Origin of the sequence: Luteimonas marina (assembly GCF_007859325.1) — a bacterium.
In the GTDB taxonomy this organism is placed as follows: domain Bacteria; phylum Pseudomonadota; class Gammaproteobacteria; order Xanthomonadales; family Xanthomonadaceae; genus Luteimonas; species Luteimonas marina.
In genome coordinates this window covers 94,930-119,828 of record NZ_VOHK01000008.1, presented here as the reverse complement: position 1 = coordinate 119,828, position 24,899 = coordinate 94,930, and the positions used below count along the sequence as shown (strand labels likewise).

The 24,899-nt window shown below is 70.5% G+C and carries 23 protein-coding genes; 13 read left to right on the top strand and 10 right to left on the bottom strand.

Translation table 11 applies throughout. The annotated features are described in order from the left end of the window. A partial coding sequence (locus FQY83_RS16445) for a transposase (RefSeq protein WP_158636543.1) occupies window positions 1-235 on the bottom strand: 235 nt, incomplete at its 3' end. Window positions 236-616: 381 nt separating this feature from the next. Between FQY83_RS16445 and FQY83_RS16440 the strand changes: the two genes are divergently transcribed. Then, entirely contained in the window at window positions 617-1,111 is a 495-nt protein-coding gene (locus tag FQY83_RS16440) for a hypothetical protein (protein ID WP_238333535.1), read from the top strand. A gap of 45 nt (window positions 1,112-1,156) precedes the next feature. On the opposite strand, the gene kbl is transcribed toward FQY83_RS16440, so the two are convergent. After that, window positions 1,157-2,380, bottom strand: a complete 1,224-nt coding sequence (gene kbl / locus FQY83_RS16435; RefSeq protein WP_146389116.1) for a glycine C-acetyltransferase — start codon at window positions 2,378-2,380, stop codon at window positions 1,157-1,159. Between the two features lie 100 nt (window positions 2,381-2,480). Further along, on the bottom strand, window positions 2,481-3,515 hold the full coding sequence (gene tdh, locus FQY83_RS16430; RefSeq protein WP_192906731.1) for an L-threonine 3-dehydrogenase: 1,035 nt from the start codon (window positions 3,513-3,515) through the stop codon (window positions 2,481-2,483). 209 nt (window positions 3,516-3,724) lie between these two features. On the opposite strand from tdh, the gene FQY83_RS16425 reads away from it, so the two are divergent. The 6 genes from FQY83_RS16425 to FQY83_RS16400 all read left to right on the top strand — a co-directional run bounded on the left by FQY83_RS16425 (window position 3,725) and on the right by FQY83_RS16400 (window position 11,382). Continuing rightward, window positions 3,725-5,815, top strand: coding sequence for a S46 family peptidase (locus FQY83_RS16425; RefSeq protein WP_192906734.1), 2,091 nt, complete (start codon window positions 3,725-3,727; stop codon window positions 5,813-5,815). A gap of 83 nt (window positions 5,816-5,898) precedes the next feature. Next, the gene (locus tag FQY83_RS16420; RefSeq protein WP_146389112.1) at window positions 5,899-6,543 is read left to right on the top strand and encodes a histidine phosphatase family protein; all 645 of its coding nucleotides are present in this window, start codon (window positions 5,899-5,901) and stop codon (window positions 6,541-6,543) included. Window positions 6,544-6,718: 175 nt separating this feature from the next. Then, window positions 6,719-8,014 carry a bifunctional tetrahydrofolate synthase/dihydrofolate synthase gene (gene folC, locus FQY83_RS16415; RefSeq protein WP_425478673.1) on the top strand — a complete coding sequence of 432 codons (1,296 nt, stop codon included), beginning with the start codon at window positions 6,719-6,721 and terminating at the stop codon, window positions 8,012-8,014. Between the two features lie 30 nt (window positions 8,015-8,044). After that, window positions 8,045-9,028, top strand: coding sequence for an SPOR domain-containing protein (locus FQY83_RS16410; RefSeq protein WP_146389108.1), 984 nt, complete (start codon window positions 8,045-8,047; stop codon window positions 9,026-9,028). Window positions 9,029-9,086: 58 nt separating this feature from the next. Beyond that, window positions 9,087-10,559: an amidophosphoribosyltransferase gene (purF, locus tag FQY83_RS16405; RefSeq protein WP_146389106.1), complete on the top strand. Its 1,473-nt coding sequence runs from the start codon at window positions 9,087-9,089 to the stop codon at window positions 10,557-10,559. A 4-nt stretch (window positions 10,560-10,563) separates the two neighbouring features. Continuing rightward, on the top strand, window positions 10,564-11,382 hold the full coding sequence (locus FQY83_RS16400) for a ferritin-like domain-containing protein (RefSeq protein WP_146389104.1): 819 nt from the start codon (window positions 10,564-10,566) through the stop codon (window positions 11,380-11,382). 66 nt (window positions 11,383-11,448) lie between these two features. On the opposite strand, the gene lpxH is transcribed toward FQY83_RS16400, so the two are convergent. Continuing rightward, window positions 11,449-12,180 carry a UDP-2,3-diacylglucosamine diphosphatase gene (gene lpxH / locus FQY83_RS16395; protein WP_146389102.1) on the bottom strand — a complete coding sequence of 244 codons (732 nt, stop codon included), beginning with the start codon at window positions 12,178-12,180 and terminating at the stop codon, window positions 11,449-11,451. A gap of 275 nt (window positions 12,181-12,455) precedes the next feature. Between lpxH and gltX the strand changes: the two genes are divergently transcribed. Both gltX and FQY83_RS16385 read left to right on the top strand, forming a co-directional pair. Continuing rightward, window positions 12,456-13,862 carry a glutamate--tRNA ligase gene (gene gltX, locus FQY83_RS16390; protein ID WP_146389100.1) on the top strand — a complete coding sequence of 469 codons (1,407 nt, stop codon included), beginning with the start codon at window positions 12,456-12,458 and terminating at the stop codon, window positions 13,860-13,862. Window positions 13,863-13,893: 31 nt separating this feature from the next. After that, window positions 13,894-14,388 (top strand): transcriptional repressor, encoded by a 495-nt coding sequence (locus FQY83_RS16385; RefSeq protein WP_146389098.1) that lies wholly within the window; start codon window positions 13,894-13,896, stop codon window positions 14,386-14,388. Between the two features lie 171 nt (window positions 14,389-14,559). Here FQY83_RS16385 and FQY83_RS16380 read toward each other — a convergent pair whose 3' ends face one another. The 3 genes from FQY83_RS16380 to FQY83_RS16370 all read right to left on the bottom strand — a co-directional run bounded on the left by FQY83_RS16380 (window position 14,560) and on the right by FQY83_RS16370 (window position 18,736). Beyond that, on the bottom strand, window positions 14,560-15,801 hold the full coding sequence (locus FQY83_RS16380; RefSeq protein ID WP_146389096.1) for an MFS transporter: 1,242 nt from the start codon (window positions 15,799-15,801) through the stop codon (window positions 14,560-14,562). Next, window positions 15,798-16,223, bottom strand: a complete 426-nt coding sequence (locus tag FQY83_RS16375; RefSeq protein WP_238333534.1) for a MarR family winged helix-turn-helix transcriptional regulator — start codon at window positions 16,221-16,223, stop codon at window positions 15,798-15,800. The genes FQY83_RS16380 and FQY83_RS16375 overlap by 4 nt, the downstream gene beginning before the upstream one ends. A gap of 272 nt (window positions 16,224-16,495) precedes the next feature. Next, window positions 16,496-18,736, bottom strand: coding sequence for a TonB-dependent receptor (locus tag FQY83_RS16370; RefSeq protein WP_146389092.1), 2,241 nt, complete (start codon window positions 18,734-18,736; stop codon window positions 16,496-16,498). Between the two features lie 81 nt (window positions 18,737-18,817). On the opposite strand from FQY83_RS16370, the gene FQY83_RS16365 reads away from it, so the two are divergent. Continuing rightward, on the top strand, window positions 18,818-19,228 hold the full coding sequence (locus FQY83_RS16365; RefSeq protein ID WP_146389089.1) for a MerC domain-containing protein: 411 nt from the start codon (window positions 18,818-18,820) through the stop codon (window positions 19,226-19,228). Between the two features lie 131 nt (window positions 19,229-19,359). Beyond that, entirely contained in the window at window positions 19,360-19,539 is a 180-nt protein-coding gene (locus FQY83_RS16360; RefSeq protein WP_146389087.1) for a 30S ribosomal protein THX, read from the top strand. A gap of 85 nt (window positions 19,540-19,624) precedes the next feature. Here the strand turns inward: FQY83_RS16360 and FQY83_RS16355 are convergent, their stop codons facing one another. The 3 genes from FQY83_RS16355 to FQY83_RS16345 are packed head-to-tail and all read right to left on the bottom strand — an operon-like array spanning window position 19,625 to window position 22,278. Further along, window positions 19,625-20,836, bottom strand: a complete 1,212-nt coding sequence (locus FQY83_RS16355) for a dipeptidase (RefSeq protein WP_146389085.1) — start codon at window positions 20,834-20,836, stop codon at window positions 19,625-19,627. A 16-nt stretch (window positions 20,837-20,852) separates the two neighbouring features. Then, window positions 20,853-22,073 (bottom strand): imidazolonepropionase, encoded by a 1,221-nt coding sequence (gene hutI / locus FQY83_RS16350; protein ID WP_425478672.1) that lies wholly within the window; start codon window positions 22,071-22,073, stop codon window positions 20,853-20,855. After that, complete coding sequence (locus FQY83_RS16345) at window positions 22,066-22,278, bottom strand: hypothetical protein (RefSeq protein WP_146389083.1); 213 nt, start codon at window positions 22,276-22,278, stop codon at window positions 22,066-22,068. Before FQY83_RS16345 ends, hutI begins: the two co-directional genes overlap by 8 nt. A gap of 69 nt (window positions 22,279-22,347) precedes the next feature. On the opposite strand from FQY83_RS16345, the gene FQY83_RS16340 reads away from it, so the two are divergent. Further along, window positions 22,348-23,595, top strand: a complete 1,248-nt coding sequence (locus FQY83_RS16340; protein WP_146389081.1) for a formimidoylglutamate deiminase — start codon at window positions 22,348-22,350, stop codon at window positions 23,593-23,595. A gap of 118 nt (window positions 23,596-23,713) precedes the next feature. Beyond that, complete coding sequence (ubiM, locus tag FQY83_RS16335) at window positions 23,714-24,883, top strand: 5-demethoxyubiquinol-8 5-hydroxylase UbiM (protein ID WP_146389078.1); 1,170 nt, start codon at window positions 23,714-23,716, stop codon at window positions 24,881-24,883. Window positions 24,884-24,899: the final 16 nt, after the last annotated feature.

Below are 24,899 nucleotides of genomic sequence, written 5' to 3'. Positions count from 1 at the left end.
CCTCGGTCACGCGCCGCAGCTCGGCCTTGAGGCGGCGCACTTCAGCCGAGTCAGTCCCCGTCGGCGCGGAACCTGCGGCCGGCTTGCCGGCCTTCTTCGCTTTCTGCACCCAGTCGTACAGCGTGTGCTTGGGGATCCCGATGCGCGCGGCCACATCCACAACCGTGAAGCCGCGCTCGAGCACCTGCTTCACCGCCTCGGCCCTGAACTCATCCGTGTATCGCTTGCTGCTCATGAACACCTCTGCTGTAGCCATGAATTATGGCCTGCGGGTGTCTACGAAAGGCTGGGCGGTCCAGAGTTCGAGTGACGAACCATCCGTATCCATGTCATTTCGACCGCAGGGAGAAATCTCCCATCCGGCGCACGAGAAGAAGATTTCTCCCTGCGGTCGAAATGACAGGCCTTCCTTTGACTCTTCTTCCGTGACGATCGGGTGCCCGCCCGTGTCTTTGGGCGCTGGGCACGGCGGCTCTCCCTGCACATGTCCATCCCGGCGCTCCTGCCCCGCGGCGGACAGCCTGCAGGCACGCCCATGCTGGATTGCAGGCACAGGTTCTTGCCAGCGCGCAGGGCGCTGCTAAACTCCGGCGCAATCAAGGCGTGGGGAGTTTCCATGAAGCGTGGATGGGTGGTGTTGCTGTTGTCGATGGGCGCGATGTCCGCGCAGGCGTCGACCCAGTGCCAGGAGAGCGCGGCGCCGCAGCCGCTCGCAGTCCGCCCGACGGTCCTGGTGCCGGTGGCCACCGGATTCGCGATCGTGAACCCGCAGCTGGGATCGCAGCGCGGCGTGCTGGCGTCGGACTTCGACGAGTCGCAGTCGGTCGACAACGTGCTGTGGCGGCTGCGCGTGGAAGGCTGCCAGAACGTGGCCGTCGCGGTGCCAGCCAGTGCGGCGGCTGCGTCGGCGTCGACCTACGTCAAGCTGACCGAGCATGACAACACGCCGTACCGGTTCAACATGACCCAGAACGGCAAGCGCATGACCGCCGACGACTTCGATGCCTGGCTGCAGGCCAACGGCTACAGCGCCGGTCGCCGCGTCGATCCGAATGCCGCGCCGGCGCCCGCCGCGGAGTCGGCGGCCGAAACACCGCCGATCGGCCAGTAAACGGTCCGGAGACCCCTTTCGCCGCGCCCGCGGGCGCGGCGCCGTTCAGCCTTCCAGCACGCCCAGTTCGCGGCCGATGCGCGTGAACGCGTCGATCGCGCGGTCCAGGTGTTCGCGCGTGTGCGCAGCCGACATCTGCGTGCGGATGCGGGCCTGGCCCTTGGGCACCACCGGGAAGAAAAACCCGATCGCGTAGATGCCTTCCTTGAGCAGGCGCTCGGCGAAGCGCTGCGCCAGCGGCGCGTCGTACAGCATCACCGGGCTGATCGGGTGCGTGCCGGGCCGGATGTCGAAGCCGGCTGCGTCCATGCGCTCGCGGAAATAGGCGGTGTTGGCGGCGAGGCGCTCGCGCAGTTCGCCGGCGGCGTCGAGCATCTCGAACGCCTTCGTGCCCGCTGCGGCTACGTGCGGCGGCAGCGAATTCGAGAACAGGTAGGGCCGCGAGCGCTGGCGCAGCAGTTCGATCACCTCGCGTTTCGCGGTGGTGAAGCCGCCCAGCGCGCCCCCCATCGCCTTGCCGAGCGTGCCGGTGATGATGTCGATACGGTCGAGCACGCCCTTGACCTCGGCCGAACCGCGGCCGGTCGCCCCGAGGAAGCCGGTGGCATGGCATTCGTCGATGTGCACCAGCGCCCCGTACTTCGCGGCGAGCGCGGTGATCTCGTCGAGCGGCGCGATGAAGCCGTCCATCGAGAACACGCCGTCGGTGGTGATCAGCTTGGTGCGGCAGCCGGCGGCCTCGGCGGCCTGCAGCTGCTTTTCCAGGTCGGCCATGTCGCAGTTGGCGTAGCGGAAGCGCTGCGCCTTGCACAGGCGCACGCCGTCGATGATCGAGGCGTGGTTGAGGGCATCGGAGATGACCGCGTCGTTTTCGTCCAGCAGCGGCTCGAACAGGCCGCCGTTGGCGTCGAAGCAGGCGGCGTAGAGGATCGTGTCTTCCTTGCCGAAGAACGCCGAGATCGTGCGTTCGAGCTGCTTGTGCAGGTCCTGGGTGCCGCAGATGAAGCGCACCGAGGCCATGCCGAAGCCGTGCGTGTCCAGCGCGTCCTTGGCGGCGGCGATGACGTCCGGATGGTCGGCGAGGCCGAGGTAGTTGTTGGCGCAGAAGTTCAGCACCGTGCGGCCGTCGGCCAGCGTGATCTCGGCCGACTGCGGCGAGGTGATGACGCGCTCGGACTTGAACAGGCCGGCGGCGCGGATCTCGTCGAGGGTGGTGGCGTAGCGGCTGGTCAGGGACATGGGTTTGCCTTCGGGAATCGAGGATGTCATCCCGAACGGAGTGAGGGATCTGCTGTCCGGTCGCAGTGAAGCAGATCCCTCACTCCGTTCGGGATGACAGGGCGAGGTTTGGAGCGGCAGGGCAGCGGACTCAATGCCAGTTCAGCACGACCTTGCCCGACTTGCCCGACTCCATCAGGTCGAAGCCCTTCTGGAACTCGTCGGCGGGCAGCTGGTGGCTGAGTACCTTGCCCAGCGGGAAGCCCGACAGCACCAGCTGCGTCATCTTGTACCAGGTCTCGTACATGCGCCGGCCATAGATGCCCTGCACGGTGAGGCCCTTGAAGATGATGCGGTCCCAGTCGACGCCGGCGCCCTTGGGCAGGAGGCCGAGCAGGGCGACCTTGCCGCCGTGGTACATCGCGTCGAGCATGTCGTTGAACGCGCGCGGGTTGCCGCTCATCTCCAGGCCGACGTCGAAGCCGTCCATGTGCAGGTCGGCCATCACCTCCCTGAGCGAGGTGTTGGCGACGTTGACCACGCGCGTGGCGCCCATGTCGGCGGCAAGCTTGAGCCGGTAGTCGTTGACGTCGGTGACCACGACGTTGCGCGCGCCGATGTGCTTGCAGATGCCCGCCGCCATCACCCCGATCGGGCCTGCGCCGGTGATCAGCACGTCCTCGCCGACCACGTCGAACTCCAGCGCGCAGTGCGCGGCGTTGCCGTAGGGATCGAAGAACGCGGCCAGCTCGCTCGGGATCTGGTCGGGAATCGGCCACAGGTTGCTGGCCGGCATGACGATGTACTCGGCGAAGGCGCCGTCGCGGGTCACGCCGATGCCGACCGTGTTCGGGCACAGGTGCTGCTTGCCGGCGCGGCAGTTGCGGCAGTGGCCGCAGACGATGTGGCCCTCGGCCGAGACGCGCTGGCCGGGCGCGTAGCCCGACACGCCCGGGCCGAGTTCGGCGATGCGGCCGACGAACTCGTGGCCGATCACCAGGCCCTGGCGGATCGTGCGCTGCGCCCATTCGTCCCACAGGTAGATGTGCAGGTCGGTGCCGCAGATCGCGGTCTTCTCGACCTTGACCAGCACCTCGTTGGGGCCCGGCACCGGGACCGGGACGTCCTCCATCCACAGGCCCTTGGCGGTCTCGCGCTTGACCAGCGCCTTCATGGTTCGGGACATCGTCGGGACCTGCCGGCTGGAGTGAGGTGGGCATTATAAGGTTGCAGCGGAAACGGCCTCGGCATGACCAGCGGCCGGGTCGCGGCGGGGCGGGGGTGGCTACAATCGCGGATCCTTTCACCTGGAACCGACCGCTGATGCGCCTTCCGTCGTCGAGTCTCGCCCTGGCCCTGCTGGCCGTCCTGCCCGCCGCCCACGCCGCCGAGGGCATGTGGGTGCCGCAGCAACTGCCGGAAATCGCCGCGCCGCTGAAGAAGGCCGGCCTGAAGCTGGCCCCCGAGCAGCTTGCCGACCTGACCGGCGACCCGCTCGGCGCGGTGGTCTCGCTGGGCGGCTGCACCGCGAGCTTCGTGTCGCCGCAGGGCCTGGTGGTGACCAACCACCACTGCGCCTACGGCGCCATCCAGCTCAATTCCACGCCCGAGAACAACCTGATGCGCGACGGCTTCAACGCCGCCACGCCGGCCGACGAGATCACCGCCGGCCCGAACGCGCGCATCTACGCGCTGGACGCGATCACCGACGTCACCGAGCGCGTGCGCGCCGCCATCGACGCCGCGGCCGATCCGCTGGCGCGCACGCTTGCGCTGGATGCGGTCGAGAAGCAGCTGGTCGCCGAGTGCGAGGCCGAGCCCGGCTATCGCTGCCGGCTGTACAGCTTCCTCGGCGGCAACAGCTATCGCCTGTTCCGCAACCTCGAGATCAGGGACGTGCGCCTGGCCTACGCGCCACCGGGCAGCGTCGGCAACTACGGCGGCGAGGTCGACAACTGGATGTGGCCGCGCCACACCGGCGACTTCGCCTTCTACCGCGCCTACGTCGGCCGCGACGGCAAGCCGGCGGCGTACTCGGCCGACAACGTGCCGTTCCAGCCGAAGCACTGGCTGAAGATCGCCGACCGGCCGCTGCAGCCGGGCGACTTCGTGATGGTCGCCGGCTACCCGGGCCGCACCAGCCGCTACGCGCTGGCCGGCGAGTTCGACGAGACCGAGCAGTGGACGTATCCGACCACCGTGCGCCACTACAAGGCGCTGACCGCCCTGGTCGATGCGCGCGGCAAGGCCGATCCCGACATCGAGGTGAAGTACGCCAGCACCGTGCGCGGCTGGGAGAACGTGACCAAGAACTACGACGGCCAGCTCACCGGCTTCGCGCGCACGAAGGCCTCGGAAAGCAAGCGCGCCGAAGAGGCGGCGGTGCTGGACTGGCTGCGCGGCAAGGGCGACGACGGCGCGGCGGCGATCGCGGCGCACGAACGACTGGTGGCCCTGAACGACGCCGAGCGCGCGACGCGAGAGCGCGACCTGGTCGTGCGCATGTTCAACGGCACCGGTGCGATCTCCGCGGCGACCACGCTCTACCGCCTCGCGATCGAACGCGGCAAGCCCGATGCCGAGCGCGAGCAGGGCTACCAGGAACGCGACCTGCCGACGATCGAGGGCGGTTTGCGGCAGATGGAGCGCCGCTACGTGCCGGCGATGGACCGCGAACTGCAGCGCTACTGGCTCGGCGAGTACGCGAAGCTGCCGCAGGCGCAGCGCCTGCCCGCGATCGACAAGTGGCTGGGCGGCGACGATGCCGCCGCGATCGACCGCGCCCTGGACAAGCTGGGCAAGACCACGATCGGCGAAACCGAGCCGCGCATGGCCTGGCTCGCGGCCGACCGCAAGGCCTTCGAGTCGAGCAAGGACCCGGTTATCCGCTACGCGGTCGCGATCATGCCGACCCTGCTGCAGCTGGAGCAGGAAGGCAAGACGCGCGCCGGCGAGCGGCTGGCGGCGCGCGCGACCTACCTGCAGGCGGTCGCGGACTACCGCAGGGACCAGGGCGGCTTCGTCTATCCCGACGCGAACTCGTCGCTGCGCATCACCTTCGGCAACGTCAAGCCCTACACCAAGCTCGACGGCAGCGCGCAGCAGCCGTTCACGCGGCTCGAGGAAGTGGTGGCGAAGGCCACCGGCGAAGCGCCGTTCGACGCGCCGCAGGCCTTGCTCGACGCGGTGGCCGCGAAGCGTTACGGCGGCCTCGCCGACCGCAAGCTCAGGACCGTGCCGGTGAACTTCCTGTCCGACCTCGACGTGACCGGCGGCAACTCCGGCTCGCCCGTGCTCGATGCGAATGGTCGGCTGGTGGGGCTGCTGTTTGACATGAACTGGGAAGCGGTGGTGTCGAACTGGGTGTTCGACGCGGACATGACCCGCACGATTTCCGTGGACCAGCGCTACATGCGCTGGATCATGCAGGAGGTCTACCCGGCGCCGCAGCTGCTGCAGGAACTCGGCGTCGCGCCGAAGCGCTGATCCGGCGCCGGCCATCATTCGCTAGACTAGGCGGCGCGCCCGGGGAATCGGGGCGCTTCCCCCCAACCGGAACCTGCCGCCGCATGAGAATCCTGCTTGCCCGTCATGGCGAGACGCCGTGGAACGCCGAAGGCCGCTACCAGGGACAGGAAGACATCCCGCTCTCGCCCGTCGGCGAGAAGCAGGCGCGCCTGCTCGGCGACCGCCTGCGCGACGTGCGCATCGACAAGGCGGTCAGTTCGCCGCTCACGCGCGCCTACCACACCGCGCAGTTCGCCCTGGGCGAGATGCGCGCGCCGATGCTGACCACCGAGATGGGCTTCATGGAAATCGCCCACGGCACCTGGGAAGGGCTGCTGGCCAGCGAGATCGGCGAGCGCGAACCGGACCGGCTGCGCGCCTGGCGCGAGGCGCCCGATACCGTGCAGATGCCCGGCGGCGAATCGCTCAAGCAGGTGTTCCGGCGCTCGTGGGAGGCGCTGGAGTGGTCGGTCGAGGGCCTGGGCGGCAACGACACCCTGCTGGTGGTGGCGCACGACGCGGTCAACCGCGTACTGCTGTGCCATGTGCTGGGCATCCCGCTGTCGCGACTGTGGAGCTTCCGCCAGGCGCCGACGACGCTGAACCTGCTGGAAGGCGACGACCTGAAGAGCCTCGAGGTGGTGCGGCTCAACGACTGCTCGCACCACACCGCGTTCTTCGGCGAGGCGGTGCACCGGGCGCTGTAGGCCCGGGTGGGCGTGTGCCTCGCCGGATCGCGTCGCGCTTTGCACGTCTTCCTGACCACCGTCCTCTCGAACCAGGCTGTCATCTCGAGCGCAGCGAGAGATCTTCTCCGATGCGCGCGATACGGCCGACAGAAGATCCCTCACTGCGTTCGGGATGACACACGTCGTGTTTCCGATGCCCAAGACTCTCCAGGACTGGCTCGCCTACATCGAGCGGCAGCACCCGAAATCCATCGAGATGGGGCTCGGGCGCGTGCGCGACGTCGCCGCGCGGATGGGGCTGGGCAAGCCCGCGAAGCAGGTCGTCACCGTCGCCGGGACCAACGGCAAGGGCTCGACGGTCGCGTTCATCGAGGCGGTCGCGCGCGAAGCCGGGCTGCGGGTCGGGGCCTACACCTCGCCGCACCTGCTGGCCTACAACGAACGCGTGCGCATCGACGGGCGAGATGCGGACGATGAGGCATTGATCGACGCCTTCGCGGCGGTGGAGGCGGCGCGGGGCGGGGTACCCCTGACGTACTTCGAGTTCGGCACGCTGGCGGCACTGCGGCTGTTCGAGCGCGCGCGGCTGGACCTGGCGATCCTGGAGGTCGGGCTGGGCGGGCGGCTGGACGCGACCAACCTCGTCGATGCGGACGTCGCCGTCGTCACCACGGTCGACCTCGACCACCAGGACTGGCTCGGCGACGACCGCGAGGCCATCGGCGTGGAGAAGGCGGGCATCGCGCGGGCGTGGAAGCCGCTGGTGGTCGGCGACGACGACCCGCCGGCGAGCGTGCTGCGCCACGCCTACGCCATCGGCGCATCGGCGATCCGCGCCGGCAGCGACTTCTTCTTCGAGCGCCTCGACGATGCGCGCTGGCGCTGGCGCGAGCTGGATTACGCGCTCGACCTTCCCCTGCCGACGCTGGCCGCGCCGGTGCAGTTGCGCAACGCAGCGATCGCGATCGCCGCGCTGCGCGCGCTGGAGATCGACATTCCCGACGAGGCGTTCGCGCGCGGCATCGCCAAGGCACGCCTGCCCGGCCGCCTGCAGCGCTTCGAGCGCCGGGGCGCGGCGGTGTTCGTCGACGTCGGCCACAACCCGCAGGCCGCGCGGGAGCTGGCCGCCTGGCTGCGCGATTCGCCCGCGGCCGGCCGGACGCATGCGGTCTACGCCGCGCTGGGCGACAAGGACGCGGCGGCGGTCGTGGCGGCGTTCGAGGGCGCGGTCGATGCCTGGTGGCTGGCGGGCTCGCTCGGCGCCGGGGCGCGCGGCATCGCCGTCGCCGTGCTGGCCGAACGTCTGCGCGGGTCCGTCGCGGCCGAAGGCCTTCGCCATCCCGATCCCGCCGCGGCGCTGATGGCCGCGCTGCAGGCGGCCGGCCCCGGCGACCGCGTGCTGGTATTCGGGTCGTTCCACGCCGCGGAGGCCGCGCTGCGGACCCTGCACGGCCTGGATTCAGAAGCGCGACCGGACGCCGGCGTATAATCCGCGCGCCCGCCGCTCTTGCCGAACTTGATGGATGCCGGACTCAAACAGCGCCTGATCGGTGCCGCCGTGCTGGTCGCGCTGGCCGTGATCTTCCTGCCGATGCTGGTGAAGGGGCCTGCGCCCGACAGCGGCGTCTCCGACCTGTCCATGCGCGTGCCCGACGCGCCGGAAGGCGACTACAAGACCATCGACCTGCCGCTGGTGGTGCCCGCCGACGCCCCGCAGGGCGGCGTGCTGGGGACGCCGGAACCGGTCGAGGGCGATCCGCTGCCGACGGTCGACACCGCCACCGCGCCGCGCAGCGAGCCCGCGCCGGACGACGATGACGCCGCCGAGCTCGCCGCCGCGCCGGCGACGCCTCCGCCTGCAGCGACTCCTGCAGCCGAGCCGAAGCTGCCGCCCACCGCGGCCGGCGGCGACTATGCGGTGCATTTCGGCGCCTTCGCGAACGAGCGCGACGCGCAGCTGGTTGTGCGCCAGTTGTCGGAAGCAGGACTGACGGCCTACCGCGAGGCGTTCACCCTGAACGACAAGCCGGCGCAGCGCGTGCGGCTCGGGCCCTACGCCTCGCGCGAGGCCGCCGAAGCGGTGCGCGTGCGCGCCGCGCAGGTGCGCAACGACGTGACGCCGCGCGTGGTCGCGCTGGATGCGCCCGTGGCGTCCACGCCGCCTGCCACGCCAGCGCCCGTTGCCGCGAAGCCGGTGGAAGCGCCCAGGCCCGCAGCGACGCCCGGGCCGGCGGAAACGCCTGCCGCGCCGCCGCCCGCGACCGCCGGCGTCGGTTTCGCGGTGCAGGTGGGCGCCTTTGGCAACGCCGCCGAGGCGCAGAAGCTGCGCGACCGGCTGCGCGAGCAGGGCATCACCGCATTCACCGATACCGTCACCACCGACAAGGGCCGCCTGACCCGGGTCAAGGCCGGGCCGGTGCCGACCCGCCAGGACGCCGAGCGCCTCAAGGCGCAGGTCAGGTCGAAGACGGGCATCGACGGGATGGTCCGTTCCCACCCTTGATCGGGCGCCCGGCGCCATCCACGTTCCAGACTCGCAGCAGCCAACGGGAATCACAGCCATGTGCGGCATCATCGGCATCGTCGCCACCACCGAAGTCGCGACCGCGCTGTACGACGGCCTGACCGTCCTCCAGCACCGCGGCCAGGACGCCGCCGGCATCGCCACCGTCAACGGCACCCAGCTGCGCGTGCACAAGGGCAACGGGCTGGTGCGCGACGTGTTCGACGCGAAGACGATGCGGCTGCTGGAAGGGCGCGTCGGCATCGCCCACTGTCGGTATCCCACCGCCGGCAGCGAGGGCAGCGACGAGGCGCAGCCGTTCTACGTCAACTCGCCCTACGGCATCGCGCTGGCGCACAACGGCAACCTGGTCAACACCGACACGCTGCGGCGCGAGGTGTTCGAGCAGGACCGCCGCAACATCAACACCGAGTCCGACTCGGAAGTGCTGCTGAACGTGTTCGCGCACGAGCTCGATAAGCGCCGCACGCTCACGCCCGAGGCCGCGTTCCAGGCGATCGACGGCGTCAACCGCCGCGCCAGGGGCGGTTTCGCGGTGGTTGCCGCGGTGCTGGGCTTGGGCCTGGTCGCGTTCCGCGACCCGCACGGCATCCGCCCGCTGGTGCTCGGCAAGCGCAGCACCGATGCCGGCAACGAGTACGCGGTGACCTCCGAATCGGTCGCGCTCGACATCCTCGGCTTCGAGCGCGTGCGCGACATCGCGCCGGGCGAGGGCGTGGTCGTCACCGCGCGCGGCGAACTGCACGTGCGCCAGTGCGCCGAGCCGGCCGAACACGCGCCGTGCATCTTCGAATACGTGTACTTCGCGCGCCCGGACTCGATGATCGAGAACATTTCGGTGCACAAGGCGCGCATGCGCATGGGCGTCACGCTGGGCGAGAAGATCCTGCGCCTGCGTCCGGATCACGACATCGACGTGGTCATCCCGATCCCCGACACGTCCCGCGATTCCGCGCTGGAGATCGCCAACGTGCTCGGCGTGAAGTACCGCGAGGGCTTCATCAAGAACCGCTATGTCGGCCGCACCTTCATCATGCCGGGGCAGGGCGAGCGGGTGAAGTCGGTCAAGCGCAAGCTCAACCCGATCCCGCTCGAGTTCCGCAACCGCGTGGTGCTGCTGGTGGACGACTCGATCGTGCGCGGCACCACCTCGCAGCAGATCGTGCAGATGGCGCGCGACGCCGGCGCGCGCAAGGTCTACCTCGCCTCCGCCGCGCCGCCGGTGCGGCATCCGAACATCTACGGCATCGACATGCCGACGCCGGAAGAACTGATTGCGCACGGGCGCACCGAGGACGAGGTCGAGCGGATGATCGGCTGCGACTGGCTGGTCTACCAGGACCTGTCCGACCTCGAGACCGCCGTGGCCGGGCCGAAGTTCCCGGGCATGAAGTTCGACAGCTCCTGCTTCAGCGGCGAGTACGTCACCGGCGTCGAGCCGGGCTACTTCGAGGGCCTGAAGCAGCTGCGTTCCGACGACGCCAAGCGCCAGCGCCGGCTCGCGCTCTGAGCGCATGGCCGCGATGCCGTCGCTGTTCGACGCCGCGCGCGAGTGCCTCGACGCGGCGTCGGTCGACGACAAGATCGCGCTGACGCATCGGCACGCTGCCGCGTTCGCGCGCGGCGGACTGGCGATTCCCGCCGATGCACCGGCACCCGAACCGATCCGCATGCCCGGCCGCCCGCCGCGCCCGCGGCTGGTGCATCCGCGCGACCTGCCGCGGCGCGGCTTCGGCAGCGACGAGGGCCGCGCGGCCTTCATCCATTCGATCGCGCACATCGAACTCAACGCCGTCGACCTGGCCTGGGACGCGGCCTATCGCTTCCGCGGCATGCCGGCGGATTTCTACGCCGACTGGGTGCGCATCGCCGACGACGAGGCGCGGCATTTCGCCATGCTGCGCGAGCGGCTGCGCGCGCTCGGCCGCGACTACGGCGATTTCGACGCGCACAACGGCCTGTGGGAGATGTGCGAGAAGACCGCGCACGACGGCCTGGCGCGCATGGCGCTGGTGCCGCGCGTGCTGGAGGCGCGTGGACTGGACGTGACGCCCGGCATGATCGTGAAGCTGCGCGCGCTGGGCGACGACGACACCGCCGACGTGCTCGAAGTGATCCTGCGCGAGGAGGTCGCGCACGTGGCCGCGGGCAGCCGCTGGTTCCGCTGGTACTGCGAACGCGCCGGCATCGCGCCCGAACCGCGGTTCCGCGAACTGCTGGCCGAGTACGCGCGCGCCGTGCTGCACGGCCCGTTCAACGTCGAGGCGCGCAGCGCGGCTGGCTTCAGCGACGATGAATTGGCCGCGCTGGTGCAGGCTGCCGGATCTGCGTAGGAGCGCCTTCAGGCGCGACCCGCCGAACGCTCCGGAGACAGCGTGCGATCGCGCCTGAAGGCGCTCCTACAGGGCGACAAGGTCGAATCTGCCCGCGTTGGCGCGCAGCACCGAACCCTGTTCGTACCAGTCGCCGAGCACGATGCGCCGGCGGGCGCGTCCGGCGACGACGAGGTCGTGGATCGCCGGGCGGTGCGTGTGGCCGTGGATCAGCGTGTCCACGCCGTAGCGCGCGAACATGTCCTCGACCGTCGCCGGGGCGACGTCGGTGATCGTTTCCATCGTGCCGGCCTGCTTCAGCTCGCCCTGCCGCGCCTGGCTGGCGGCGCGCGCCTGCTGCGCGAAGGCGAGGCGCGCTTCCAGCGGCTGCGACAGGAACTGCGCCTGCCACGCCGGATCGCGCGTCTGCGCGCGGAAGGCCTGATAGGCGACGTCATCGGTGCACAGCAGGTCGCCGTGCATCAGCAGCACCGGTGCGCCGTCGAGCACGATCACCGCCGGGTCCGGCAGGATGCGCATGCCGGCGCGGCGCGCCCAGGCCTCGCCGACCAGGAAATCGCGGTTGCCGCGCTGGAAGTACACCGGGATCCCGGCATCCGACAGCGCCCGCAGCCTGTCCGCGACCAGGGCGCCCGCTTCCGATGGATCGTCGTCGCCGACCCAGGCCTCGAACAGGTCGCCGAGGATGTAGAGCGCGTCGGCGGCGCGGGCTTCGCCGTCGAGGAAATCGCGGAACAACCGGGTGATCTCCGGGCGCGCCGGGTCGAGGTGCAGGTCGGAAACGAAGAGCGTGGGCATCGGAGGAATTCTAGACCAGCGCGCGGGTCCCGGATTGTCATCCCGAATCCTTCGACTACGCTCAGGACAGGCTCCGTGAGGGATCTCGCCTCACCGGGGCAAAAAAGCGAGATCCCTCACTGCGTTCGGGATGACAGCTTTGGACGTTCGGGATGACAGGCAGGATCGCCCGGAACGGCCAATCCAGAGGATCGGGACCGAGGGCCGCGGCGCTCGCGGGTCCGGCGGACCGGATGCCGGTAAAATGACGCGTTTCCCACGCATCCAGCCCTCCCATGACCTGCCGCACCCGCTTCGCCCCCAGTCCCACCGGCTACCTGCACATCGGCGGCGCGCGTACCGCGCTTTATTGCTGGCTGGAGGCGCGCCATCGCGGCGGCGAGTTCGTGCTGCGGATCGAGGACACCGACCGCGAGCGCAGCACGCAGGCGGCGATCGACGCCATCCTCGACGCGATAGCTTGGCTGGGGCTGGACTACGACGAAGGCCCGATCTACCAGACGCAGCGCCTCGACCGCTACCGCGAGGCCGCCGAGCGGTTGGTCGCCGAGGGCAAGGCCTACTACGCCTACGAGTCGAAGGAAGAACTCGACGCGATGCGCGAGGCCGCCATGGCGAAGGGCGACAAGCCGCGCTACAACGGCGCCTACCGCGACCGCAACGAGCCGAAACGCGACGATCCCAATCGCGTGATCCGCTTCCGCAATCCCGTCGACGGCGTGGTGGCGTGGGACGACAAGGTGAAGGGCCGCATCGAGATCGCCAACAGTGAACTCGACGACCTGGTGATCTTCCGCCCGGACGGCTATGCCACCTACAACTTTGCGGTGGTGGTGGACGACATCGACATGCGCATCACCGACGTGGTGCGCGGCGATGACCACGTCAACAACACGCCGCGCCAGATCAACCTCTACGAAGCGCTGGGCGCGCCGGTGCCCGCGTTCGCGCACCTGCCGATGATCCTCGACGAGCAGGGCGCCAAGCTGAGCAAGCGCACCGGCGCCGCCGACGTGATGCAGTACCGCGACGCCGGCTACCTGCCGCACGCGCTGCTGAACTACTTGGTGCGCCTGGGCTGGTCGCACGGCGACCAGGAAGTGTTCAGCATCGAGGAGATGCAGCGACTGTTCGAGCTGAAGGACGTGAACGCGAAGGCGTCGCGGCTCGATTCGGCCAAGCTCGGCTGGCTCAACCAGCAGTACCTGAAGAACGACGATCCGGCGGACGTGGCCAAGCACCTGGAATGGCACCTGCGGCAGTGCGGCTACGACCTGTCGCGGGGTCCCGCGCCGGCCGACCTCGTCGTCGCGCTGCGCGATCGCGTGCAGACGCTCAGGGACATGGCCGAGCGCGCCGCGGTCTGGTTCGGTCCGCTGGAGGGCTACGACGACGCGGCCGTGGCCAAGCACCTCAAGGCCGGCGCCGACGCGCCGCTGCGCGACGCGCGCGCGCGGCTGGCCGCATTGCCGGAGTGGAGCGTCGAGGCGATCAACGACGCGCTGCACGCGACCGCCGAGGCGCTGGCGCTGGGCATGGGCAAGGTGGCGCAGCCGATGCGGGTGGCGATCACCGGCACCCAGGTCAGCCCGGACATCTCGCATACGGTGTACCTGGCCGGCCGCGACGAGGCGCTGCGGCGCATCGACGCGGCGATCGCGAAGGTGCCGGCCGAGGCTTGAGCCGGGCCGCCTCCGCCTCCATCATCTCCGCATGGGCACGCACGGACACGACTGCATCGATCCTCGCCACCACGTCCACGACGCCGAGGCGTTCGTGCGCGCGGTCGAGCGCGCCTGCCAGGAGCGCGGGCTGCGGCTGACGCCGATCCGCGCGCGCGTGCTGCGCCTGGTGGCCGAAGCCGGCCGGCCGGTCAAGGCCTACGACCTGCTCGACATGGTGCGCTCGGGCGAGGGTGCCGGCGCCGACGCGCCGCCGACGATCTACCGCGCGCTGGATTTCCTGCTCGCCAACGGTTTCATCCACAAGCTGCAGTCGGTCAACGCCTTCGTCGCCTGCCACCATCCCGACAGCGCGCAGCATTCGGTGCCGTTCCTGATCTGCGATCGCTGCCACAGCGCGGTCGAGCTGGAGGACGCGCAGGTCGTTGCCTCGCTGGACGAACGCGCGCGCGCGCTCGGCTTCGTGCCGCAGGCGCAGACGCTGGAAGTGCACGGGCTGTGCGCGGAGTGCGCCGGGAAGGATTAGGCGCTGCCACAGTCGCTTTCGCGGGTGCGGGCGGACCGGCCAGCTCCCTGTTTGTCATCCCGAACGAAGTGAGGGATCTCAGTGCCGGGGGGGGAGATCCCTCACTTCGTTCGGGATGACAATTCTCAGCGCACTCGTGGCGTATCCCGAGGGTGTCCTCGCAGGGACGGACTACGACGTTGCCGCATGCAGTTGCAACTGCGGCTTTTCTTCCCGGATCGGCAGGTTGAATGCCGCCGCCAGCAGCGCCAGCACGATGTCCGCGTACCACATCCAGGTGTAGTCGCCGAGGTGTGCGATCGCCAGGCCGCCGAGCCACGCACCGAAGAAGCCGCCGACCTGGTGCGAGAGCAGGGTGAAGCCGAACAGCGTGGCGAGGTAGCGCGGGCCGAACAGCTTGCCGATGATGCCGGCGGTCGGCGGCACCGTCGCCAGCCAGGTCGCGCCGAGGCCGGCGGCGAACAGGTAGAAGGTCAGCGGCGTCGGCGGCGAGACCAGGTACACGCCGACCAGCAGCGCGCGGCTGGCGTACATCAGCGCCAGCAGCGATTTCATCCGGTAGCGCTGGCCGAGCCAGCCGATCGCGAGACTGCCGCCGATGTTGCACAGGCCGATCAGGGCCAGCGACATGGCCGAGACGTTGTCGGACAGGCCGCACATCGCGATCTCGGTCGGCAGGTGGGTGACCAGGAAGGCGATGTGGAAGCCGCAGGTGAAGAAGCCGATGTGCAGGCACCAGTAGCTGCGGTCGCGCGCGGCCACGCGCAGCTGCGCGCGCAGGCCGATGTCGCCTTCCAGGGGCGCCACGATCGCCGCAGGTCCGGAGGCGCGCGTGCCCGCGGGTTTGCGGCGCAGCGGCCAGGCCAGCGGCAGCGTCGACAGCGCGGCGACCGCCATCGCCCACATCGCCGCCATCCAGCCGAAGGCGCCGATGATGGCCTGCGTCACCGGTGCGAACACGAACTGCCCGGCGGAGCCGCCGGCGTTGATCACGCCCGCGGCGAATGACCGCTTGTGCGCCGGTGTGGCGCCGGCGGTCGCGCCGATCAGCACGGAAAAGCTGCCCGCGCCCGCGCCCGCCGCCGAGAGCAGGCCCAGCGTCAGCACCAGCCCCCAGCCCGAGGCCAGCAGCGGCGCCAATGCCATGCCCACGCACAGCAGCAGGGCGCCGAACACGAGCACGCGGCCGCTGCCGCGCTGGTCGGCCCAGGCGCCGAAGGCGGGCTGCACCGCGCCCCAGACCAGTTGCCCGACCGCGAGCGCGAAGCTGATCGCAACGATGCCGATGCCGGTGTCCGCCGCGATCGGCTGCACGTACAGCCCCAGCGACTGGCGGATGCCCATCGTGACCAGCAGGGTGGCCGTGGCCGCGAGCACCAGCGGCCAGTAGCGCGGGGGGGCGGTCGCGTTCATCGGGGCGCCTCGAGCCGCTGCATGGCGCGGTCGAGGTCGACATGCAGTTTCGCCACCGTCGTCGCGCCGAGGTCGCGTTCCACCTCGTCCTGCACGCCGCGCCACAGCGGCAGCGCGCGTTCGATCGTGCGCCGGCCGGCGGCGGTCAGCACGACATGCCTGCGGCGGGCGTCGTCGCCGGCGACCAGTCGCAGCCAGCCGGCGTCGACGAGGTGGCGCAGGTCGCGCGAGAGCGTGGTGCGCTCCATGCCCAGCTCCGCGGCAAGGCTGCCGATCGTGTACCGCGGCCGTTCCGCGCGGCGCAGGATCGAGAACTGGTTGACGTTGAGCCCGGCCGGCGCCAGCGCCGCGTCATAGCGCTGGGAGAGCAGGCGGCTGAGCTTGCGCAGCCTGAAGCAGGTGCAGGCTGTGGGGGCAGGCATGGCGTTCATATGTGTATGTACACATATTTGCCTGCATCGCGTCAACAGAGGACTTCCAGGAACAGCCGTTTCGAGCCTGGCAAGAGACGCTTTGCAACAGCGAAACCGGACAATCCAGGCGCCTGAAAGGCAAGATTTCTCCCCCGGATCAAGTCCGGGGTCGAAATGACAAATTCGGGGTTTTCAGAAGTTCCCGACAGGGTATGGGGAAGGGGAACGCCGGGCCGCGGCGGATCGCGGCGATGTCCGCCGCCGCGATCCGCATGCCGGGATCAGAAGAACAGTCGCACCCCGGCGGAAATGCCGCGTCCCGGCAGCGGCGCCAGGTCGCGGAGGAACGAGGTGTGCGGCCGCGCCTCCTCGTCGAGCAGGTTGCTGCCGTCGACGAACAGCTCCAGCGCGTTGCCGCCGGCGGTGTCGAGGTGCCAGGCGAGGTTGGCGTTGACCAGGGTGTAACCGGCGGTTTCGTCCTCGTGCTCGGCCACGCGGTCCTGCCGCGCGTAGCGGATGGCGCCGATGCCCGCGCGCCACTGGCCGCCTTCCCAGCGCAGTTCCGCGCCCGCGCGCCACGGCGCCAGACGCGGCAGGTTGCCGGTGAGCGCGATGTCGGCGGTGTAGTTGTGGAAGTGGTCGCCGTGCGGCACGGCGAACGCAACCTCGCGCGTGCCTTCGCCGTCGAGCCGGCCGCGCACCGCGTCGCCGAAGCCGCGCGCGATCCAGCGGCCGCTGCCGTTGTCGAGGAAGGTCCACTGCAGGTCGAACTCGCCGCCGGTGAAGCGCGCGTCGGCCTGGTTCCACACGCGCGCGGGCGTGCCGCCGTCCTCGATGCCGGTGTCGGCGAGGTAGACGAAGTCGCGGTAGTCCACCGCATACACGGAGGCGCCGAGCTTGAACGGGCCGTGGTGCCAGTGCAGGCCGAGTTCGGCGCGGTTCGCGGTCTCGCGGCGCAGGTCCGGGTTGCCGAACTCGTAGCTCTGCGTGGCCACGTGCAGGCCGCTGGAGTACAGCTCTTCCGCAGTCGGCGAGCGCTGCGCGCGGTCGAGGCCGAACGAGAGGTGCAGGTCTTCGCCGAAGTGCCAGCGCGCGGCGGCCGACAGGCTGGTGGCGTCGAAGTCGCGCGAGGGACCGATCGCCACGGACTCGTCGACGTCGATGCGGTTGCGGTCGTGGCGCGCGCCGAGTTCGAGGTCGACCGCGCCGAAGCTGCGCTGGCCGATCCAGAATGCGCCGATGTCGCGCGATTCCGACGCCGGCACGAAGGCTTCGTCGCCGACCGCGCGGAAATCGCGCTGCGAGGCCTGCAGCCCGAAGGCGCCGTCCCAGCCCGCCCAGTCGCGATGCACCAGTTCGACGCGGGCTTCGGTGCTGTCGTTGTCGAACACGGTGCCGACGTCCCGGCCCTCGTATTCAGTGTGGGTGTACTCGGTGCGCGCCAGCTTCACCCGCAGGGTGTCGAAGGCGCCGAGGTTGTCCAGTCCGCCGCGCACCTCGTAGCGGCGCTGGTCCATGACGATGTGCACGCCTTCCTCGTGGCCGTGCCCGTCTTCGTGATCGTGGTCGTGGTCGTGATCCTCCTCGTCCTCGTCACCGTGGTCATGGTCGTGTTCGTCCTCGTGCGCATGCGAATGGCCGGGCACGCCGTAGCGGGTGTTGAACAGGCTGACGCCGACGCCGAGGAAGCCGCGATCGCCCACCCAGGACAGACCGAGCGCGGCGCTGTCGGTGCGCACGAAGCTGTTCGGCAGCGTGCCGTAGGCCGCTTCCTCTTCCCCGTGGTCATGATCGTGGTCGTGATCCTCCTCGCCGTGTTCGCTCTCGCGCAGCGCGGCGCTCTCGGCATGGCCCGGAATGTCGTAGTCGCCGCTTTCGCGATGCAGCGCGTCGAGGTGGAACACGAAGTTGCCGGAGGTGCCGTCGAGCCGCAGCATGCCGGTGCGCTCGTCGTTGACGCTGCCGGCGCGCAGTTCGGCGCGGCCCTGCAGCGGTGCGTCGGTGGCGCGTTCCGGGATGCGGCCGTCGACCACGTTGACCGCGCCGCCGATCGCACCGCTGCCGTAGAGCAGGGTGGACGGGCCCTTCAGCACCTCGATCTGCTCGGCGAGGAAGGGTTCGATCGAGACCGCGTGGTCGACGCTGACCGTGGACACGTCGCCGGAGGCCAGCCCATCGTTGAGCACCTGCACGCGGGCGCCATCCAGGCCGCGGATGATCGGGCGGCCGACGCCCGGGCCGAAATAGGACGACTGCACGCCCGGCAGGCGGTTGACGGTATCGCCCAGGGTATTGGACCGGACCTCGTCGAGGCGGCTGCCGGCCAGCACCTCGACCGGCCGGGTCAGGTCCTCGGCGGTCCGGGGAATGGGCGTGGCGCGGACCAGGATCTCGTTCAGGTCCTTGATTTCGCTGTGGCGCGGATCGTCCTGCGCCACGGTCTCGGCGGTGGCGGGGAGGGTGGACAGGGCGAGGACGAGCGCCAGCGACAGTCGGCAAGGCGCGGGGAACGGGATGGGCATGGGGAGGGGTGACCTGGCGGGCTCGGTGATGTTATATTATTACTGTCGAATCCCCGGCCGACTGTCAACACCCCGAAGGTCATGACTCCCCGACAACGTCATCACTGGCTCGACCGTTTCGGCGCGGCGGGTTCGCTCGCCTGCGCGGCGCACTGCGCACTGCTGCCGCTGCTGATCGCGGCGCTGCCGTCGCTGGGCATCGCCGCGTGGCTCAGCGACGGCTTCGAGTTCGGCTTCGTGCTGTTCGCCAGCCTGCTCGGGGCGTTCAGCCTGCTCTGGGGCTATCGCCGGCACCGCGCGGTCCGGGCGCTCGGACTGCTGCTGCCGGGACTGCTGGTGCTGTGGATCGGCGTGCTTTACGCCCCCCTGCACGAATCGGTGGTCCCGCACGCGGTGGCGATGACCCTGGGCGGGACCCTGGTCGGCCTCGGCCACCTGGTGAACCTGCGCCTCAACCACGGCCACGTGCACGACGCCACCTGCGCGCACTGAGGCCCGCAGGCGGCTGCCATGGCGTCCGGGTTCGACCCGCGTGCTAGACTGTGCGGCTTCGCGCGGACCCGCGCGGCGGCCCGTGGGCCGTAGAATTTCCAGCCGAATCCAGAGATCTCAGGAGCACGACAATGGGCAAGGGCGACCGCAAGACCGCCAAGGGCAAGCGCTATTCCTCCAGCTACGGCAACGCGCGCCCGAAGGCCGTGGCCAAGGCCGCCGGCACCGCCGCCGCGCCGGTGGCGAAGAAGGCCGCGACCAAGGCTCCCGCCAAGAAGGCGGTGAAGAAGGTGGTTGCGAAGGGCGAGTAATCGTCGCGCGATGCGTTGATGAAAAACCCCGCGATGCGGGGTTTTTTGTTGTTTGCCGGAATGTATGGACGAAGCAGCAGCCGCGTCAGCGCGCCTGCGCGCCGGCCTCGATCTCGCCCCACGCGCGCAGCAGGTTGCCGCCGAGGATCTTGCGAATGTCGCCGTCGGAATAGCCGCGCGCCTGCAGGCCGGCGACGAGGTTGGGGAAGTCGGCGACCGAGCGCAGGCCGTCGGCGAGTTCGCCGCCGACGCCGTCGAAATCCGAGCCCAGGCCGACGTGGTCGATGCCGATCAGCTGCACGCCGTAGTCGATCTGGTCGAGCACCGCCTCGATCGGCGTCTGCGGCACCGGATGGTCGCGCTCCCAGGCCTCCTCGAAGGCCTTGCGGTCCTGCGTCGGCTTGCCGGCCGCGGCCAGTTCCGCGTTGCGCTTGTCGAACTCGGCGCGCGCGCGGAAATGCGCCTGCATGTCGGACGCGGCCTGCGGGCTCACGAAGGCGATGCCGAACGGCACCTGCACCACGCCACCCTTCGCGGCGACGGCTTTCGCCAGTTCGTCGCTGATGTTGCGCTCGAAGCCGGGCGTGAAATGGCGGAATGCGGAATGGCTGGCGATCACCGGCACCGTGCTCAGTTCGATCGCCTGCGCGGCGGCGGCGTCGGAGACGTGCGAGACGTCGACCATGATGCCGAGCCGGTTCATCTCGGCGACCACGTCGCGTCCGAACGGGCTCAGGCCGTTCCACTTGCGCTCGGCGGCGTACGACGAGTCGGAGATGCGGTTGGCGGCGCTGTGGGCGAGGGTGATGTAGCGGATGCCGCGGTTGAAGAAGGCCTGCACCTGCGACAGGTCGTCGACCAGCGGCGCGCCGTTCTCCATGCCCAGCGGCAGCAGCACGCGGCCGCCGGCGCGCAGGCGCTCGACGTCGCGCGGCGAGGTCAGGATCGCGAACTTGTCGGGATGGCGCTGCACCAGCGCCTCGACCGAGTCGATCTGCGCGTGCGCGGACTGGCGGGCGCGGCCCTGGTCGTCCTCGCGCGCGGAGGTGTAGATCGACATGAAGGCGACGTCGAGCCCGCCTTCGCGCGCGCGCGGGTAGTCGAACTCGCGGTCCGGCGCGGCGACGCCGAGGTCGGCCCAGGTTTCGGAGAGGATGCCGGGCGCGTCGATGTGGGTGTCGACGATGATCGCATCCTGCGCAAGGTCGCGCGCGCGCTGCGGCGCGGCGTCATCCGCGTGCACCGGGAGGGACGCGGCGATCGAGACGGCGATGGCAAGGGTGGCGCGCAGGCGCATGCAGGTTCTCCGCAGGTCAGGAAAGTCGATGGCCGCCAGCGTACACCGCGCGCGCCAGCGGGCCGCCCAGCCAGTAGCACAGCTCCGCCGGCCGGGCGATGTTCCAGTGGACGAAATCGGCGCGCAGCCCGGTCCGCAGCGCGCCGCGGTCGTCGAGTCCGAGCGCGCGCGCGGCGTTGACGGTGGCGCCGCGCAGCGCCTCTTCCGGCGTCAGGCGGAAATGCGTGCAGGCCAGCTGCATCGCCTGGCGCAGCGACAGCAGCGGCGAGGTGCCGGGGTTGCAGTCGGTGGCGACCGCCATCGGCACGCCCTGGGCGCGGAATTCGGCCAGCGGCGGCAAGGTCGTCTCGCGCAGCACGTGGAAGGCGCCGGGCAGCAGCACCGCGACCGTGCCGGCGCGCGCCATCGCGCGCACGCCTTCGGGCGAGGTGTGCTCGACGTGGTCGGCGGACAGGCCGCCGAACCCGGCCACCAGCGCGGCACCGTCGCCGTCGCTGAGCTGGTCGGCGTGCAGCTTCACCGGCAGGCCGAGCGCGCGCGCGACCTCGAACACGCGGCGGGTCTGCGCGATCGTGAAGCCGATGCGCTCGGCGAAGGCGTCGACCGCGTCGACCAGGCCTTCCGCATGCAGCGTCGCCAGCCAGTTGCAGGCCTGCGCGATGTAGTCGTCGGCGCGGCCGGTGTACTCGGGCGGAAGGGCGTGCGCGCCGAGGAAGGTGGTGCGCACGTCGACGCCGAGCGACTGGCCGATGCGGCGCGCGACGCGCAGCATCTTGCGCTCGCCGTCGAGGTCGAGGCCGTAGCCGGACTTGATCTCGAGCGTGGTGGCGCCGTCGGCCAGCAGCGCGCGGGCGCGCGGCAGCGACTGCGCCAGCAGCGCGTCCTCGCCGGCCTCGCGGGTGGCGCGCACGGTGGAGACGATGCCGCCGCCGCTGCGCGCGATCTCCTCGTAGCTGGCGCCCTGCAGGCGCTGTTCGAACTCGCCCGCGCGGTCGCCCGCGAACACGAGGTGGGTATGGCAGTCGACCAGGCCGGGCGTGATCCAGCCGCCGTCGGCCTCGACCACGAGGTCGGCGAGCCGCTCGGGATCGCCGGGAAGATCGCGCCGCCGGCCGACGAACGCGATCCGGCCATCGCGCCAGCCGAGCGCACCGTCCTCGATGGCGCCGTAGCCGGCGTCGCCGTCCAGCGTCGCCAGCGAGGCGCCGACGACCAAACCGTCCCAGAATTCAGTCACCGCCGCCTCCGCCGTCGGCGCCGTCACCGCCGTCGCCATCGTGGTCGCGCCCACGACGATCGCTGCGGTCCTCTGCAAACAGGCCGCCATCGCCGCTTTCCCGGCTGCGCCGCGCCCCCGGCTTGCCCAGACGCGAATACGCCTTGGCCAGCACCAGCAGTGCGGCCAGTGCGAGCACCACGGGGATGGCGAAGGTTTCGAACATGAACGCCGACCTGTGAAGGGGAACGCCAGCGCGGTAGCCTAGCGCACTCCTCCCGCCGCCTGTGTACCGATGCCCGCGACGCCCGCATCCCCGATCGAAGCCGTTGCCACAGGCTGGCGCCTGCCGGGCATCGCCAACCTGCATTCGCACGCGTTCCAGCGCGCGATGGCGGGCCTGGCCGAACGGCAGACGCATCCGTCCGACTCGTTCTGGACCTGGCGCGAGACGATGTACCGGATGGCCGCGCGCTTCGATCCCGAGTCCCTGCATGCGGTGGCCTCGCAGCTGTACGTCGAGATGCTGGAGGCCGGTTACACCGCGGTCTGCGAGTTCCACTACCTGCATCATGCGCCCGACGGCACGCCGTACGCCACGCGCACGGCGATGTCGGATGCGCTGATCGAGGCCGCGCGCGAGACCGGCATCCGCCTGACCCTGCTGCCGGTGCTGTACATGACCGGCGGCTTCGACGGGCGCGCGCTGGGCGAGCGGCAGAAGCGCTTCGGCCACGATGTCGACGGCTACCTGCGCCTGTTCAACGCGCTGCACGCGAAGCAGGACGACATGCTCAAGGTCGGCTGCGCGCTGCACAGCCTGCGCGCGGTGCCGGCGGACGCGATGCGCGAGGTGCTGGCGGCGCTGCCGGCTGACGCGCGCATCCACATCCACGTCGCCGAGCAGGTCGGCGAAGTGCAGGATTGCCTCGCGGTGCACGACCTGCGCCCGGTCGAATGGCTGCTGCGCAACGCGCAGGTCGATGCGCGCTGGACGCTGGTGCACGCCACCCATCTCAACGATCCCGAAGTCGCCGGCATCGCGAAGTCGGGCGCGACGGTGGCGATCTGCCCGACCACCGAGGCCAACCTTGGCGACGGCCTGTTCCGGCTGCGCGAGCATCTCGATGCCGGCGGCGCCTGGGGCATCGGCTCGGATTCGCACATCTCGGTGTCGCCGGTCGAGGAACTGCGCTGGCTGGAGTACGGCCAGCGGCTGGCGACGCGCCATCGCAACATCGCCGTGTCGCCGGCATCGCCCAGCGTCGGTGCGACGCTGCTGGCAGGCGTGCTGGCGAGCGCGGCGCAGTCGACCGGTTTCACCGACATCGACGATGCCGTCGTGCTCGACGGCGATGCGCCGCTGCTGGCCGGCGCCACGGAGGAGGACGTAGCCGATCGCTGGATCTTCAGTGGCAATCGCCCGGCGGTGCGCGAGGTGCGCGTCGGCGGGCGGCGGGTGGTTACCGAGGGGGTGCATCCAGCGCGGGAAGCGGTCGCGCAGCGGTATGCGGCGGTGCTGCGGGACCGGTTGCTGGGTTGAATGCTGCCGGCTGGAGCGAGGGCCCGCGTTCCGCCCATCGCCACGCCTGACCTGGATCAATGCAACGAGGGACAATGCCCCGTCACGCTGGAGCCATCTTGAACGGGACGCCGCAAGCATGAACGTCGACATCGCCATCGTCGGGGCCGGGCCGGCCGGCCTGTGTTTCGCCCGCTCGCTGGCCGGCAGCGGCCTCTCGGTCGCGATCGTCGAGAAGCAGCCGCTACCGGCGATCGCCGAGCCGGCGTTCGATGGTCGCGAGATCGCGCTGACCCATGCCTCGCGCGACATCCTGGAGCGGCTCGGCCCGTGGTCGCGCTTCGATCCCGCGGAAGTGTCGGACTTGCGCGACGCCAAGGTCATCGACGGCGATGCAGAGGACGGGCTGCTGGTCAGCGCCGCCGACGGCCGCAGCGGACAGCTGGGCTGGCTGGTGCCCAACCACCTGATCCGGCGCGCGGCCTACGACCTGGTGTCCGTGCAGCCGGGTGTCGAACTGCTGGCAGGGCGCAGCGTGCGCGGCGTCGCGCGCGAGGGCGACGGCATCGTCCTGTCGCTGGATGGCGACGAACGCCTGCGCGCGCGCTTGCTGGTCGCCGCCGACAGCCGCTTCTCGCAGCTGCGGCGCATGCTCGGCATCGGCGCGCGCTCGTACGACCACGGCAAGCGGATGCTGGTCGCCCGCGTCGCCCACGAGTGCCCGCACCACCACGTCGCCTGGGAGTGGTTCGACTACGGCCAGACGCTGGCGCTGCTGCCGCTCGTCGGCGAACGTTCCTCGGTGGTGCTGACGCTGTCGCCGCAGGAGATGGCGAAGGTCGAGGCGCTGGACGACGCGGCGTTCGCGGCCGACATGCAGCGGCGCTTCCGCGACCGGCTCGGCGCGATGACCGCGATCGGCACGCGCCACGTCTATCCGCTGGTGTCGGTCTTCGCCGACCGCTTCACGGCATCGCGCGCGGCGCTGGTCGGCGACGCCGCGGTCGGCATGCATCCGGTCACCGCGCACGGCTTCAATCTCGGCCTACAGGGACAGGCGACTCTGGCCGAGGCGGTACTGCAGGCGCACCGGGACGGTCGCGACATCGGCGCCGACGCCGTGCTCGCGCAGTACCAGCGCAGGCACCATGCCGCGGCCTGGCCGATGTATGCGGCGACGCGGCTGGTGGTGCGCGTGTTCACCGACGACCGCCCGGCGGCGCGCGGACTGCGCGGCGCGATCCTGCGGCTCTCCAACCGCCTGCCGCCGTTCCGGCGCGCGATCGCGGCGAGGTTGACGCAGGCGTAGGGCGGGCCTGGGCCCA

Bases quoted from the DNA above. Each gene is read 5' to 3' on its own strand.
- FQY83_RS16440 (WP_238333535.1), top strand. From the start codon at position 617: ATGAAGCGTGGATGGGTGGTGTTGCTGTTGTCGATGGGCGCGATGTCC.
- FQY83_RS16380 (WP_146389096.1), bottom strand. From the start codon at position 15,801: ATGAACGCGACCGCCCCCCCGCGCTACTGGCCGCTGGTGCTCGCGGCC.
- FQY83_RS16400 (WP_146389104.1), top strand. From the start codon at position 10,564: ATGGCCGCGATGCCGTCGCTGTTCGACGCCGCGCGCGAGTGCCTCGAC.
- FQY83_RS16370 (WP_146389092.1), bottom strand. From the start codon at position 18,736: ATGCCCATCCCGTTCCCCGCGCCTTGCCGACTGTCGCTGGCGCTCGTC.
- tdh (WP_192906731.1), bottom strand. From the start codon at position 3,515: ATGTCCCGAACCATGAAGGCGCTGGTCAAGCGCGAGACCGCCAAGGGC.
- FQY83_RS16345 (WP_146389083.1), bottom strand. From the start codon at position 22,278: ATGTTCGAAACCTTCGCCATCCCCGTGGTGCTCGCACTGGCCGCACTG.
- kbl (WP_146389116.1), bottom strand. From the start codon at position 2,380: ATGACATCCTCGATTCCCGAAGGCAAACCCATGTCCCTGACCAGCCGC.
- folC (WP_425478673.1), top strand. From the start codon at position 6,719: ATGCCCAAGACTCTCCAGGACTGGCTCGCCTACATCGAGCGGCAGCAC.
- FQY83_RS16410 (WP_146389108.1), top strand. From the start codon at position 8,045: ATGGATGCCGGACTCAAACAGCGCCTGATCGGTGCCGCCGTGCTGGTC.
- FQY83_RS16385 (WP_146389098.1), top strand. From the start codon at position 13,894: ATGGGCACGCACGGACACGACTGCATCGATCCTCGCCACCACGTCCAC.
- FQY83_RS16355 (WP_146389085.1), bottom strand. From the start codon at position 20,836: ATGCGCCTGCGCGCCACCCTTGCCATCGCCGTCTCGATCGCCGCGTCC.
- FQY83_RS16360 (WP_146389087.1), top strand. From the start codon at position 19,360: ATGGGCAAGGGCGACCGCAAGACCGCCAAGGGCAAGCGCTATTCCTCC.
- FQY83_RS16375 (WP_238333534.1), bottom strand. From the start codon at position 16,223: ATGCCTGCCCCCACAGCCTGCACCTGCTTCAGGCTGCGCAAGCTCAGC.
- ubiM (WP_146389078.1), top strand. From the start codon at position 23,714: ATGAACGTCGACATCGCCATCGTCGGGGCCGGGCCGGCCGGCCTGTGT.
- lpxH (WP_146389102.1), bottom strand. From the start codon at position 12,180: ATGCCCACGCTCTTCGTTTCCGACCTGCACCTCGACCCGGCGCGCCCG.
- FQY83_RS16420 (WP_146389112.1), top strand. From the start codon at position 5,899: ATGAGAATCCTGCTTGCCCGTCATGGCGAGACGCCGTGGAACGCCGAA.
- FQY83_RS16425 (WP_192906734.1), top strand. From the start codon at position 3,725: ATGTGGGTGCCGCAGCAACTGCCGGAAATCGCCGCGCCGCTGAAGAAG.
- gltX (WP_146389100.1), top strand. From the start codon at position 12,456: ATGACCTGCCGCACCCGCTTCGCCCCCAGTCCCACCGGCTACCTGCAC.
- FQY83_RS16365 (WP_146389089.1), top strand. From the start codon at position 18,818: ATGACTCCCCGACAACGTCATCACTGGCTCGACCGTTTCGGCGCGGCG.
- FQY83_RS16340 (WP_146389081.1), top strand. From the start codon at position 22,348: ATGCCCGCGACGCCCGCATCCCCGATCGAAGCCGTTGCCACAGGCTGG.
- purF (WP_146389106.1), top strand. From the start codon at position 9,087: ATGTGCGGCATCATCGGCATCGTCGCCACCACCGAAGTCGCGACCGCG.